The following is a 14,195-nucleotide window of genomic DNA, read 5'->3' on the forward strand; positions in this document are numbered from 1 at the left end:
TGTTGACGGATGTCGGAACAGCGCTTCACCCTCACTGAACTCGCGCGCGTCGGTTTCTCCGACCTGAGCTCCGCTGCAGACGATCTCGCGGAGCTCGGCCGGGCGACGGGCGTCGACGCCCGCGAGCTCCTGCCGGTGTTCGCGCGGGCGGCGTCACCTGACGCGGCGCTCGGCGGTGGGCTTGCTCTCACGCGGCAGGCTCCGGGTGCTGTGCGCGGGGTGATGCAGCGCGAGGACGCGGCGGTACGTCTGGTCGGCCTGCTCGGCGCGTCCACTGGCTTCCGCGAGTTCTTCCTGCGCCGGCCCGAGGAGCTCGGCGCCTTCGCGGCGGAGCTGCGGAGCCTGCCGACGGCGCACGAGCTGCGCGACGACCTCGTGCGCGTCGCCACAGACGGCGCCGTCGCCGATCCCTCCGGCGACGACGCGGCGTGGGCGCGGTTGCGCATCCGCTACCGTAGCTGGCTCGCCCGCATCGCCTCCTTCGACCTCGAGCAGCCCGATCCCGTTGCCGGTATCGACGCCGTCGCGTCCTGCCTGTCAGACCTCGCGTCGGCAGCTCTGGAGGCCTCGCTCGCCGTCGCGCGCATCGTCGTGTCCCGGCCCGCTGACGCTCCCGCAGCTCCGGGCACGTTCCCTGATGCCGAGGTCGACGCCACCCTGCTGACGATCATGGGAATGGGGAAGGCAGGTGCGTCCGAGCTCAACTACCTGAGTGACGTCGACGTGATCTTCGTCGCCGCTGCAGCCGAGGCATCCGACCTCGAGACCGGACGTGCCGTCGACATCGCCACACGTCTTGCGATGCTCACCATCCGAGGCATCGACGGCATCGGCACCGAGCCGGGCCTCTGGGAGGTCGACCCGAACCTGCGGCCGGAGGGCAAGGACGGCGCCCTCGTGCGCTCGCTCGAATCGCACCTCGCCTACTACGAGCGCTGGGCGAAGAACTGGGAGTTCCAGGCGCTGCTGAAAGCGCGACCGCTGGCCGGGGACATGGGCCTGGGCGAGCGCTACCTCGCCGGCATAGCGCCCAAGGTCTGGACCAGTGCCTCCCGCGAGGGCTTCGTGGCCTCGGTGCAGGCGATGCGCCAGCGGGTCACCGACAACATCCCCGACGACGAGGTCGACCTGCAGCTCAAGCTCGGTCCCGGTGGCCTGCGCGACATCGAATTCACCGTCCAGCTGCTGCAGCTCGTGCACGGTCAGGACGATCCTTCGGTGCGGGCGGCCGGAACCCTCCCCGCCCTCGAGGCCCTCGCCGAGAACGGTTACATCGGGCGGGTCGAGAGTGCGGAGTTCGCCCGCGACTACAGGATGCTGCGCCTCATGGAGCACCGCATCCAACTGCGGCAACTCACCCGCACCCATCTGATGCCGCGCGACCCTGACGACAGGCGCGCGATCGCCCGCGCCACGGGCCTCGCCAACAGCGCCGAGGCCCTCACCACCCTGTGGGCGGAACTCAAGCATCGCGTCCGCGGCTTGCACGAGCGCCTGTTCTACAGGCCGTTGCTCTCAGCGGTTGCCGCCATGCCGGCCGACGGACGTGCGTTGACGAGCGCCCAGGCCGAGGCCCGTCTCGCGGCCATCGGCTTTCGCGATCCCCACGGTGCCCTCGCCCACATCGCCGCCCTCACCGCAGGCGTGTCCCGACGCTCGACCATCCAGCGACACCTCGTTCCCGTCATGCTGCAGTGGTTCTCCGAGGGCGCCGACCCCGACTACGGCCTCCTTGCATTCCGACGTCTCAGCGACAGCCTCGGCTCCACCTACTGGTACCTGCGCATGCTCCGCGATTCCTCGGGAGCCGCCCAGCGGCTCACCCGGGTACTCTCCAGCTCGCGCTTCGTGGGAGAGCTGCTCGACCGCATACCCGAGTCGGTCGCCTGGCTCGAGGACCTCGAGGAGCTCCGGCCTCGACCGCGCGCCGCCCTGCAGGAGGAGACCGCCGCCGTTCTGGCGAGGCACGGCTCGGCCGACACCGCTGCCGGCGTCCTCCGCTCGATGCGGCGCCGTGAAGTGCTGCGGGTGGCATTCGCCTCCATCCTCGACGTCTGCACGGTCGAGGAACTCGGCTGGGCGCTGGCCGACATCACGGCCAATCACATTGCGGGAATCCTCGCGGCGGCCCGTGGCACGGCTGACGACGGCATCGAGTTCGCGATCATCGCCATGGGCCGCTTCGGCGGTCGGGAGCTCGGGTTCGGCTCTGACGCCGATGTCCTCTACGTGCACAGGGCGACCTCCGCCGAGCCCGAGATGGCCCAGCGGCGCGCCCAACACCTCGTGGCAGAGGTGAAGCGTCTCACCGAGGAGGCCATCCTCCCGCTCGACCTCGACGTCGATCTGCGACCCGAGGGCAAGAATGGTCCGATCACCCGCTCGCTCGAGTCGTACCGCGCGTACTACGCGCGCTGGTCGCTCACCTGGGAGGCGCAGGCCCTCCTGCGTGCCCGGGCCATCGCCGGCGACGAGTCGTTGCGAAGCGACTTCGAGGAGATGGCCGCGCCGGTGCGATACCCGATCGAACTCAGCGAGCTCGACATCCGCGAGGTCCGGCGTATCAAGGCACGCGTCGAGAACGAGCGGCTTCCGCAGGGCGCCGACCCCACCCGTCACCTCAAGCTCGGACGCGGCTCACTCAGCGATGTCGAGTGGCTGGTGCAGCTGCTTCAACTGCAGCACGCGCACGCCACCCCCGCGCTGCGTACCCCATCCACCCTCGAGGCCCTGACCCGCGCGACGGAGGCGGGCCTCATCGGCGGGACGGATGCGGAGACCCTGCGCGCGGCCTGGATCTTCGCGTCCCGGGCCCGCTCGGCCATGACCCTCTGGCTCAACAAGACCGCGGACGTGCTTCCCAGCGATCGCATCCAGCTCGACGGTGTCGCCCGGATCCTGGCGTACCCGGCAGGATCGTCAGCCCAGCTCGAGCAGGACTACCTGGCTGCCACGCGTCGGGCACGCACGGTGTTCGAGCGCCTGTTCTACGGCTTCGCCGAGACCGCTCCGCCCGCGACTGGCTGATCCTCTCGACGCCTGTTCCGCGGTCATGATCGGAAGGCCGACATCTCGTTTGGGTACATACGGCCTCCGAGGCACGCGATCGTCAGGTGAGCCGGACGAGACATGCAGGTGAAAGCGCTCGGGACCTGCGGGTCCCGAGCGCCTCAGTTCCGCCCTGGCAGCCGTTGAGCGGCTGTACTACGGCTTCGCCGGGACCGCGCCGGCCGCGACGGGCTGGGCGGGGGAGTCCAGCGGCCGCTCGTCGGTGCCCTTGATGACCCAGTAGACGACGGCGATGGACAGCACGCCGACGACGGGTCCGAGGTATGACCCGAACGCGGTGCCGAGTGACGCGTGGCCGACCGCGAACACCGACGTGTCCCAGAGCCCGTGCAGCAGCATGGCCCAGATCAAGGATCCGGTGGTGCGGCGCAGGATGTAGAAGGCCGTTCCCGACATCGCCGCGAGACCAGCCTGCGCGAGCGAATTCGTGAGGGGCGCTCCGAGTGCGGCGTTGACCAGGTGCATTCCACCGAAGAGCGCTGTTGTCAGCAGCCACACCCACACCTCGGGCAGGCGCGACCGGAACGCCGTGAGAACGAGACCGCGGGACATCAGTTCCTCGCAGAATCCGACGAGCAGGCCGAGGGCCACCAGCGACAGCACGAACGAGGTGTCGAACTTCGTCCAATCGGTGGTGAACAGGTTGGCGATCGCTGCGATGAACATGATGATCGGCACGAAGATCGGCCAGGTGTGGCGCGAGCGCTTCCGTTCGAAGAGCGCCGGTCGCCACCATCCGAGCAGTGACGTCGTGATGGCGAGGAGCACCGCGGCGATGGCCAGGTCGAGGACGGCGCCTCGCCACGTGGTCTCGGCCGACTTCCCGATCTCGGGGAAGGGGACACCGCTGAACTTGGTGACCACGTAGATGACGAGCACATAGCCGATGAAGATGACGATACCGATCCAGACACGGGGTGTCACACGCATTGAGGTGGCCTTCCAGTCGGGGAGCGTTCGCGATCCACGCTATAGGTCCGGAACCTGGCTAGTAAAGTACCGCGATGGCGTGCCGTCCCTCGAATAGAGAACGGGCCGCACCCCCGAAGGGATGCGGCCCGAAGTCGTCGGTCAGCGCTGACTACACGCCGTAGTAGAGCTCGAACTCGAACGGGTGCGGACGCTGCGCGAGGGGCTTGATCTCCTTCTCGCGCTTGTAGTCGATCCACGTCTCGATGAGCTCGGGGGTGAACACGCCACCGGCGAGCAGGAACTCGTGGTCCGCCTCGAGGGCGTCGAGAGCGGCACCCAGAGAAGCCGGAACCTGGGGGATGTTCTTGGCCTCCTCGGGCGGCAGCTCGTAGAGGTCCTTGTCGACGGGCTCGTGCGGCTCGATGCGGTTCTTGATGCCGTCGAGGCCTGCCATGAGCTGGGCCGCGAATGCGAGGTACGGGTTGCCGGAGGCATCCGGTGCGCGGAACTCGATGCGCTTGGCCTTCGGGTTCGTTCCCGTGATCGGGATGCGGATCGATGCCGAGCGGTTGCCGGCCGAGTAGACCAGGTTGACCGGGGCCTCGAAGCCGGGCACCAGACGGTGGTAGGAGTTCACCGTCGGGTTCGTGAAGGCGAGCACGGCGGGGGCGTGCTTGAGCAGGCCGCCGATGTACCAGCGGGCCAGGTCGGAGAGTCCGCCGTAGCCGGCCTCGTCGTAGAACAGCGGCTTGCCGTCGTTCCAGAGCGACTGGTGCGTGTGCATGCCCGAGCCGTTGTCGCCGAACAGCGGCTTCGGCATGAACGTGGCGGTCTTGCCCCACTGCTCGGCCGTGTTCTTCACGATGTACTTGAACTTCAGGATGTCGTCGGCCGCGTGCACCATGGTGTCGAAGCGGTAGTTGATCTCCTGCTGACCACCGGTTCCCACCTCGTGGTGCGAGCGCTCGAGGATGAGGCCGGCGTCGATGAGCTTGAGTGAGATGTCGTCGCGCAGGTCGGCCGTCTTGTCGACGGGGGAGACGGGGAAGTAGCCGCCCTTGTACGGCGTCTTGTTCGCGAGGTTGCCGCCCTCCTCCTTGCGGCCGGAGTTCCAGGCGCCCTCCTCCGAGTCGACCGAGTAGAAGCTCGAGTACTGGTTCACCTCGTAGCGAACGTCGTCGAAGATGTAGAACTCGGCCTCCGGGGCGAAGAACGCGGTGTCGGCGATACCGGTCGAGGCGAGGTACTTCTCGGCCTTCTTGGCGACCTGGCGCGGGTCCTTCGAGTAGATCTCGCCGTTGCGCGGGTTGTAGATGTCGAAGACCATGATGAGCGTGCGCTCGATGCGGAACTGGTCGATGTAGGCGGTCGTCACGTCAGGGATGAGCTGCATGTCCGACTCGTGGATGTTCGCGAATCCGCGGATGGACGAACCGTCGAACAACTGCCCGACGGTGAAGAACTCCTCGTCGACAGTCGACGCCGGGATGTTGAAGTGCTGCTGCACACCCGGAAGGTCGGTGAAACGGATGTCGAGGAACTTGACGTCTGTCTCCTTGATGAAGGCGAGAACTTCAGACGAGTCTTTGAACATGTAGGACTTCTCCTAGGACTGGAACCGATCGCTGCACAGCGCAACTGTTCATGAGGGTATTGGGAGGCCGTTTCCCTGCAGTGTCGCAAATGTTTCAGGCATGTTACGGCCGTGCCGTCTCATTAGACTCGTGGAGTGAGCACCCCTGCGTCAAATCCTCGGACATTCGGCGACCTGGCCCCCAGCGCCTATCCCGGAGAGCGCCTCGGCGTTCCTCGCGACGGATCGGGTTCGGTCGGACGGGCCGGGCGCCGTATCATCGCGCTCCTCATCGACTGGGGCAGCGCGATGCTGATCACCCTGCTCTTCGCGAGCTACGACTCCTTCACCTACACCTGGCTGACGCCGGTGGTCTTCCTGGTGCTGCAGGTCGTCTTCATCCCGACGATCGGCGGAAGCATCGGCCATCGGCTGCTCGGCATGCGCGTTGTCGCGTTGGCAGGCGGCTGGGTCGGGATCTGGCGTCCGATCGTCCGTTCCGTACTGCTGACCATCGTGCTTCCAGCACTGGTCTGGGACTCGGACCAGCGTGGTTTCCACGACAAGATCGCCGGAACGATCCTCCTGCGGGTCTGACTACGCGCGTCGCTGCGCGCGCACCTTGTTGGGGTCGATGCCCTTGGGGATCGGCAGCCCGGTCTTAGCCATCGATGTCAGGCGGTTGTTGACCGCGTGAACCTCTGCCTTGGTCAGCTTGGGCTTGATCTTCACGAGCGCCCGCGAGAGCTTGTGCAGGGGCACGGCGTTGGCGTCGGGCCCGACCGAGAGTGTCGAGATCGGCACGTTCGGGACGACCTTGCTGACCTTGCGCTTCTCGTCGTCGAGCATGCGCTGAGTCCGGCTGATCGGACCTTCGCTGATGAGGACGACGCCGCCGCGGCCGACGGCGCGGTAGACGGCGTCGTGGGTCTTGCCGTTGACCGAGATCGGCATCTCGCTGCCGACCCACCCCCGGCGGAGAGAACTGCGCAGAACGGCGCCGACGGCGCCGGGCTGACCCTCGATCTGCGAGTACGCAGCCTTCTCGGCACGACGGCCGAGCACGACGAGAGCGATGAGCAGACCGCCGAGGACGCCCGCGATGATCCAGAGTGCGATGGTGAATCCGTTGCCCTCGCCGAGCCAGAGAGCGAAGCCGAGACCGACGACGACGGGTGCGAGGAACCCGAGGAGCATGATCCACACCGCATTGGAGTCGTACCGGCGGGTCATCTGGAAGACCTGCCACATCTGCTTGAAGCGACCGGGTTCCTTCGGAGTGGACGACGTGTCCGACTTGCGTGCCATGGCTCAAGGATACCGAGTCGTCAAGCCCCTTCGTGACGGATCAGGACACGCCGTGGGCGAATCTGCCGACCGCGGAGTGTCGGACGGGCGGGATCGGCGGCCACGACGCGGTCGCGCGGTGTCGGAAGACCGCGCGTCGGGGCTCCTCCCTCGAGTGAATGCGGGGAGTCGCCCTCACCAGACATCCCGGTCGTCCATCCTCACGGGTCGTGCTCGGTGATCGTTGGTGCATGACACGTGACGACTCCACGCGCCTCGCCGGCTACCGCGTGCTGAGACGCCTCGGCTCAGGACGCCGCGCGGAGGTTCATCTCGGCCATGCCGGCGATGCGGCCGCGGGCGCGCCGGGCGAGCGCACTGTCGCCCTCAAGCTCTTCAGCGCCGCCAGCGCCGCCTCCAGCGCCGCGGACATCGCCATCCTCGGGTCGGTGCCGGCTGCCTGCGTGCCGCGACTCCACGATGTCGCCACTCTGCGCGACGGATCGATCTGCCTCGTTCTCGACAGGCTCGACGGGCCGACGCTGTCTACGTGGCTCGCAGCTGAACGGCGGCCTCAGCCTGGTGAGCTCGTGACAGTGCTGGGCGCCGTGATCGGCACAGTGGCTGCAGTTCGCGCTGCGGGATGGTCGCTGGGGGAGCTTGTGCCGTCGTCGGTCCGGTTCGATCGGAGCGGACGGCCCGTGATCACCTCGTTCTCGTCAGCGCGAGAACTGGATGATGGCGGAAGCGGTGTCGACGTGCTGCGCCTCGAACTCCGTCACCTCGGCGACTTCATCGCCGACGTGCTCGTTCTCGCACGCCATTCCGATCCTGGATTCCTCGCCTGGCTGCGCACTCAGGAAGGGGCGCACCCGCTGACGGATCGCCTGCCCGAACTGGAGGCGCGCGTCTTCGACTGGGCACCTGCTCGTGCCGTCGTGCTCGCGGCTCCCGACGGGCCGGCCGGCGGGTCAGCCGTTCCCGCGAGACTGGCCCCGTTCGCGGCGTCCGGCGCGCCTCCGGCCCCGCCCGATTCCGACGACGATGACGACGGAAGCACGGGTCCGGCGATCCTGCGCGCAGTGCGCTGGGCTCGCGCGCTCCTGACACCGACGCGGATGCGCTCCGTTGTCCGCACGTTCGTGGGTCGCCACCGGCGTCCGGTGATTCTCGCCGGCACGGTTCTGGTCGTCGGCGCAGGCGCAGTCCTCAGCCTGGTACCTCCCGCAGCGCAGGGAACGCCCCCGCCACCCCCGTCGGACTCGGCGCCGACAGGTCCGGCCGAATCGAGTGTCAGCGCCAGCCCCTCCGTGCCGGCGACCGCGGCTCCGCGAGAGACGACAACCGACCTCGTTGACATGGGTGACGACCCGCTGGCGGCTGCCGCAGTCCTGCTGTCAGCACGGCAGGACTGCCTGGAGCTCGGTGAGGCGCCGTGCCTTGCAGCGGTGGACCAGGCGTCATCGCCCCTCGACCAGGCGGACCGTCACGCGCTGGCCACGGGCGGCGCACCTCTGCCGCTCCTGCCGTCCGACGCGATCACCCTCATCGGGCGCACGGGTGATGCCGCAATCGTCGCGGTGCCCGGACCGACCGCGGATACACCAGCGGCCTCGCTCCTCCTGATGAAGGGCGAGGCCGGATGGCGGTTGCGAGAGGTGTTCGAGGGCTGAACCCTAGATGCCGAGGTCGCCCTCGAAGTCGCCGGCCTCGAGGCGGCTCTTGACCGCGGTGAGGTAGCGAGCGGCATCCGCACCATCGACGATGCGGTGATCGTACGAGAGGGCGAGGTAGACGATCGACCGGATGGCGATGGCGTCGACGCCGTCCTGGCTGACGACAGTGGGTTCCTTGACGACGATGCCGGTGCCGAGGATGGCCGACTGCGGGAGGAACACGACGGGGGTGTCGAACAGCGCGCCGCGCGAACCGGTGTTGGTCAGCGTGAACGTGCCGCCGGCGAGTTCGTCGGGCTTCAGCTTGTTCTCACGAGTGCGACCCGCGAGGTCGGCGATCTGAGCAGCGAAGCCGGCCAGATCGAGAGCGGCTGCATCCTTGATGACCGGGGTCAGCAGGCCACGCTCGGTGTCGACCGCGATCGCCAGGTTCTCGTGGCCGGGGTAGACGATGGAGTCGCCGTCGACGGTCGAGTTGATGATCGGGAAGGCCTGCAGGGCCTCGACGGCTGCGAGCGCGAAGAAGGGCAGGAAGGAGAGCTTCTGGCCGGTCTTCTGCTGGAACTCGCCCTTGACCTTGTCGCGGAGCTGGGCGACGCGGGTGACGTCGACCTTGACGACAGTCGTGAGCTGAGCGGTCTGCTGCATCGACGCGACGGCGCGCTCGGCGACGACCTTGCGCAGGCGCGTCATCGGCACCGTCGTTCCACGCAGTGGCGAGACCTCGAGGGCGGGAGCCGACGGGGCGGCTGCGGTTCCGGATGCCGCGGACAGCACGTCCTGCTTGCGGATGCGGCCACCGACGCCGGTTCCGGTGATGGTGGCGAGGTCGACACCCTGCTCGTTCGCGAGCTTGCGCACGATCGGGGTGACGTAGCCGCCACCCGAGTGAGCGCCGGAGGACGCGGGGGCCGGCGCTGCCGGAGCAGCGGCAGCCGGAGCCGGAGCCGGAGCCGGAGCAGCCGGAGCCGGAGCAGCGGGTGCAGGCGTGGAAACCTGGGCTGCGGGCGCCGGAGCGGCGGGCGCAGCTGCGGGCACCGGCGCGGGGGCGGCAGGTGCCGGAGCTGCGGGAGCCTCGGGAGCAGGTGCAGGAGCGGCGGCAGGTGCCTCGGCCTCGACCGGAGCCTCCGTCGACGGAACCTCGGCGGCCGGGGCGGGCTCGGGTGCTGCCTCAGCGGCAGCGGGAGCAGCCTCAGCAGCAGGAGCAGCCTCAGCAGCAGGAGCAGCCTCGGCGGCAGGAGCTGCCTCGGCGGCGGGCTCCTCAGCGGGAGCGTCGCCTCCGCCCGATCCGTCGCCGATGGTCACGAGGGGGGTGCCGACCTCGACGGTCTCGTCCTCCTGCACCAGGATCGCCTCGATCACACCGGCGATCGGCGAGGGGATCTCGGTGTCGACCTTGTCGGTCGAGACCTCGAGCAGCGGCTCGTCGACCTCGACGCGGTCGCCCACGTTCTTGAGCCAGCGGGTGACCGTTCCCTCGGTGACACTCTCTCCGAGTGCCGGGAGGCTGACGGATTCGCTCATGCGATTGTCTCCTTCACAAGCTTTTCTTTGCTTGGTAGCTTATTGCGTTCTGGTCGGCCGAGGCCGCGAGTGGTCGTGCGTTCTTGTCGAGCGAGGCCGTGGGCGGCCCGGGTGATCCGAGGATCAGATGGCGTGCAGCGGCTTTCCGGCGAGCATGAGGAACGCCTCGCCGAGCGCCTCGTTCTGAGTCGGGTGGGCGTGCACCAGAGGAGCGATGTCCTCGGGGTAGGCCTCCCAGTTCACGGCGAGCTGGGCTTCCCCGATGAGCTCGCCGACGCGAGCGCCGATCATGTGCATGCCGATGATGGGGCCGTCGTTCACACGAACGACCTTGACCGAGCCGGTGGTGCCGATGATGTGGCTCTTGCCGTTGCCGCCGAGGCTGTAGTCGTAGCTGGTCACCTGGTCGGCGCCGAACTTCTCCTTGGCCTTCGCCTCGGAGTAGCCGATCGAGGCGACCTCGGGGTCGCTGTAGGTGACCTTCGGGATGTTGAGGTCCTCGACCACGATGGGGTCGAGGCCGGCGATCTCCTCGGCGACGAAGATGCCCTGCTGGAAGCTGCGGTGCGCGAGCTGCAGGCCGGGAACGATGTCGCCGATGGCGTAGACGCCGGGAACGTTGGTCGCGAGCCGCTCGTTGGTGATGACGAAGCCGCGGTCCATGGTGATGCCGACCTCCTCGTAGCCGAGGCCGGAGGTGACGGGCCCGCGGCCGACGGCGACGAGAAGCAGCTCGGCCTCGATCGTCTTGCCGTCCTCGAGGGTGACGACGACTCCCTGGTCGTTCTGGGTGACGCTCTGGAAGCGCACGCCGAGTGAGAACTCGATGCCGCGCTTGCGGTAGGCGCGCTCGAACTGCTTCGAGACCGACTCGTCCTCGTTGGGGACGAGGTGCGGGAGAGCCTCGATGATGCTCACCTCTGCCCCATAGGACTTCCAGACGCTGGCGAACTCGACGCCGATGACGCCGCCGCCGAGGATGGCGACCTTCTTCGGAACGAAGTCAAGCTGGAGAGCCTGCTCACTCGTGATGACGCGCCCGCCGATCTCGAGGCCGGGCAGCGATCGCGAGTACGAACCCGTGGCGAGCACGATGTGCTTGCCCGTGATCGTGTCGTCGCCGACCTGGACCGTCGTGGGGGAGGTGAGCTTGCCCTCGCCTGCGATGGTGGTGATGCCCCGGGCCTTCACGAGGCCCTGCAGTCCCTTGTACTTGCTGTCGACGATGCCCTGGCGGTACGCCGTCACCGCCGTCATGTCGATGCCGTCGAACGTGGTCTTCACGCCGTACTTGGCCGACTCGCGGGAGTAGTCGGCCACCTCGGCCGAGTGCAGGAGCGCCTTGGTCGGGATGCAGCCGCGGTGCAGACACGTGCCGCCGACCTTGTCCTTCTCGATCATGGCGACGGTGAAGCCGAGCTGGACAGCTCGCAGTGCGGTGGCGTAGCCACCGCTTCCTCCACCCAGAACGACAATGTCAAACGACTGCTCCGACACCCAGCTACTCCCTTGATTTCGAGACCTGTGTAAGGACATGCATGATCGGCTGCCCGGCATCCGGTTGGGAGCTCATGGAGACGATCGTGGGCGAGAGCGGAAACTCGCCTCTACGAGCGTACTACTTGCTCGTGTAGGACTCCGCCAGCGCGAGAAGCGTGCGCACCGAGACACCGGTGGCACCGGGTCCGTTGAAGCTGTACAGCTTGCCCTCATTGAGCGCCGCGCCGGCGATGTCGAGATGCGCCCACGGAATCGTGGACTCACCGTCGGCGGTCTTCCCGATGAAGTCCGCGAGGAACGCGGCGGCGAGCATCATGCCGGCCGCGGGGTCGCCGGGCGTGGCGTTCTTGATGTCGGCGACGCCGGAATCGAGACGTGCACGCAGCTCTTCCGGGATCGGCATCGGCCAGAACGGCTCCGCGACGATCCTCGACGCTGCCAGCACGCGTTCGACGAGGTCGTCATCGCCCATCACGGCCGAGTAGCGGTGACCGAGCGCGACGACCTGCGCGCCGGTGAGGGTGGCGACGTCGACGATCGCGTCGGGGTGCTCCTCGGATGCCGCAACCAGTCCGTCCGCCATCACCAGCCGACCCTCAGCGTCGGTGTTCACAACCTCGACCGTGGTGCCACCGCGGATGCTCAACACGTCGTTGGGTCGGACGGCGTTGCCGGACGGCATGTTCTCGGCCAGGCAGAGCCAGCCCGTCAGGCGTACGGGCAGTCCCGTGCGCGCGGCGGCCACGATGACGGCGAGCACGTTCGCAGCGCCGGCCATGTCGCTCTTCATGCCGATCATCGGCACCGGGGGCTTCAGTGAGAGTCCACCGGTGTCGAACGTGATGCCCTTGCCGACGATGGCGAGGTGCTTCGTCGCGGCGGCGGGGGAGTAGGCGAGCTTGAGCAGGCGGGGAGGCCGGGCCGATCCCTGTCCGACACCGAGGATGCCGCCGAAGCCGTCGGCGGCCAGTTCGGTCTCATCCCACACCGTCACCTCGATGGGCAGCTCGCCGATGGCGTCACCGGCCAGGTCGACGAAGCTCTCGGGGTAGAGGTCCGATGGGGGCGCGTTGACGAGGTCGCGCACCAGGTTCACTCCGTCGGCGACGGCGGCGATGCGAGCCTGCTCGGTGTCTTCGGGAGCCGACGTCGTGTGCACGACGATGCTCGACGCCGGGGTCTTCGTCTTCTCGAGCGAGGTGTGGCGGTACGCCGTGTAGGCGTATGCGCCGAGCGCGCCTCCCTCGGCGATTGCGGCGGCCTCGACGGCATCGGAGGTCGGGATGGCGAAGGCGACAGTGTCGACGCCGGTGAGCTGGCGGGCGGCCGAACCCGCTGCCGCGCGAAGGGCTGCGGCATCCGTTCCCCGTCCGAGGCCGATGATGGCGATGGTCTTCGCGGCGCCGACGGTGTCGACGGTGCGCACGAGCTGGTCTGCGCCGCCCGTCACGCCGAGCGCGTCGAGGTGCTCAGCGATGCCGGCGTAGGCGGGATCGGCGACGAGCTCCACGGCGCCGTCGACCGACCGCGCTCCGATGACGACGACGTCGACGGCGGCCTCGGTGACGGATTCTGAGGAGAAGGACAGGGATGCTGAAGTCATGCTCCGATCGTACGCAGTGTCGGTGTTCGCTCTCGGCGTCGCCCTCTCCGCGCCTGTGGCGGGAGTCGGCGACGAGGCTCGCCGTAGCATTGAGGGATGCGTGATCCCCGTGGCCTGTACGAGCTGACCCCCGAGGCGTCGGACGTCCCCGACGGCCTGCACCTGGTGGCCGGTCTGACGGGGTTCGCGGATGCCGGCAGCGCTGTGTCGCAGTTCACCGCGCACATCCTCGAGTCGCTCGAGACAGTGACGATCGCCGAGTTCGACGCAGACATCCTGCTCGACTACAGGGCGCGACGCCCCATCGTGACCTTCGACGAGGACCACCTGACTGCGTACGAGCCGTCGCGACTGACGCTCTCGCTCGCCCGCGACGAACTCGGGCAGCCGTTCCTCCTCCTCACGGGATTCGAGCCCGATTTCCAGTGGGAGCGATTCGCTGCGGCGGTGCTCGACATCGTCGACAGGTTCGCCGTGAGCACGACGACGTGGGTGCACGCCATCCCGATGCCGGTTCCGCACACGCGGCCGATCCGAGTGACGGTGAGCGGTACCCGCACGGACCTGATCGAGGCGATGTCGATCTGGCGGCCCCGCACCCAGGTCCCCGCGACCGCGCTGCATCTCGTCGAGTACCGCCTGCAGGAGCGCGGCGACTCCGTCGTGGGCTTCGTCCTGCTGATCCCGCACTACCTCGCCGACACCGAGTACCCCCTCGCCGCGATCACGGCGCTCGAATCGGTGAGCGCCGCCACGGGACATATCTTCCCGACCGACAGCCTGCGCGAGCAGGGCCGCGACTTCGTCGGTCGTCTTGCCGAGCAGATGGGCGAGAACGGCGAGCTGTCGAAACTGGTGACCAACCTCGAGGAGCGTCACGACAGCTACATGGAGGGAACGACGCTGCACTCTCCGCTGACCGACTCGGACGGCGAGGTGCCGAGCGCCGACGACATCGCCGAGGAGCTGGAGAAGTTCCTGGCCTTTCGACGCGACCGCGAGGACCCGCCGACAGGTCTCTGACCGCCATCCGCCCTCGCCCGCCCAGCCG

Annotated in this window: 10 protein-coding genes; 4 read left to right on the forward strand and 6 right to left on the reverse strand. The window is 68.2% G+C overall.

Features of this window, described 5'->3' with window-relative positions:
- Positions 1–9 precede the first annotated feature (9 nt).
- Positions 10–3,027, forward strand: a complete 3,018-nt coding sequence (locus tag AADV74_RS04495; RefSeq protein ID WP_342112233.1) for a bifunctional [glutamine synthetase] adenylyltransferase/[glutamine synthetase]-adenylyl-L-tyrosine phosphorylase — start codon at positions 10–12, stop codon at positions 3,025–3,027.
- 177 nt (positions 3,028–3,204) lie between these two features.
- Here AADV74_RS04495 and AADV74_RS04500 read toward each other — a convergent pair whose 3' ends face one another.
- Positions 3,205–3,999, reverse strand: a complete 795-nt coding sequence (locus AADV74_RS04500; RefSeq protein ID WP_342112234.1) for a CPBP family intramembrane glutamic endopeptidase — start codon at positions 3,997–3,999, stop codon at positions 3,205–3,207.
- Positions 4,000–4,150: 151 nt separating this feature from the next.
- Positions 4,151–5,575, reverse strand: coding sequence for a type I glutamate--ammonia ligase (gene glnA, locus AADV74_RS04505; protein ID WP_056162661.1), 1,425 nt, complete (start codon positions 5,573–5,575; stop codon positions 4,151–4,153).
- A gap of 135 nt (positions 5,576–5,710) precedes the next feature.
- On the opposite strand from glnA, the gene AADV74_RS04510 reads away from it, so the two are divergent.
- Positions 5,711–6,151, forward strand: a complete 441-nt coding sequence (locus tag AADV74_RS04510; RefSeq protein ID WP_342112237.1) for an RDD family protein — start codon at positions 5,711–5,713, stop codon at positions 6,149–6,151.
- Here the strand turns inward: AADV74_RS04510 and AADV74_RS04515 are convergent, their stop codons facing one another.
- Positions 6,152–6,862, reverse strand: coding sequence for a DUF4191 domain-containing protein (locus AADV74_RS04515; protein WP_342112239.1), 711 nt, complete (start codon positions 6,860–6,862; stop codon positions 6,152–6,154).
- 230 nt (positions 6,863–7,092) lie between these two features.
- Between AADV74_RS04515 and AADV74_RS04520 the strand changes: the two genes are divergently transcribed.
- On the forward strand, positions 7,093–8,514 hold the full coding sequence (locus tag AADV74_RS04520) for a hypothetical protein (protein WP_342112241.1): 1,422 nt from the start codon (positions 7,093–7,095) through the stop codon (positions 8,512–8,514).
- A 3-nt stretch (positions 8,515–8,517) separates the two neighbouring features.
- Here the strand turns inward: AADV74_RS04520 and AADV74_RS04525 are convergent, their stop codons facing one another.
- From AADV74_RS04525 to AADV74_RS04535, 3 genes are all read right to left on the reverse strand, one after another.
- A complete protein-coding gene (locus AADV74_RS04525) occupies positions 8,518–10,041 on the reverse strand; it encodes a 2-oxo acid dehydrogenase subunit E2 (protein ID WP_342112243.1) in 1,524 nt (507 codons plus the stop codon).
- 123 nt (positions 10,042–10,164) lie between these two features.
- Complete coding sequence (lpdA, locus tag AADV74_RS04530; protein WP_342112244.1) at positions 10,165–11,538, reverse strand: dihydrolipoyl dehydrogenase; 1,374 nt, start codon at positions 11,536–11,538, stop codon at positions 10,165–10,167.
- Between the two features lie 121 nt (positions 11,539–11,659).
- Positions 11,660–13,144: a leucyl aminopeptidase gene (locus tag AADV74_RS04535; protein WP_342112246.1), complete on the reverse strand. Its 1,485-nt coding sequence runs from the start codon at positions 13,142–13,144 to the stop codon at positions 11,660–11,662.
- Positions 13,145–13,240: 96 nt separating this feature from the next.
- Here AADV74_RS04535 and AADV74_RS04540 point away from each other — a divergent pair, with 96 nt between their 5' ends.
- Complete coding sequence (locus tag AADV74_RS04540; RefSeq protein ID WP_342112247.1) at positions 13,241–14,167, forward strand: proteasome assembly chaperone family protein; 927 nt, start codon at positions 13,241–13,243, stop codon at positions 14,165–14,167.
- Positions 14,168–14,195: the final 28 nt, after the last annotated feature.

Source organism: Leifsonia stereocauli (assembly GCF_038432415.1).
Classification (GTDB): domain Bacteria; phylum Actinomycetota; class Actinomycetes; order Actinomycetales; family Microbacteriaceae; genus Orlajensenia; species Orlajensenia stereocauli.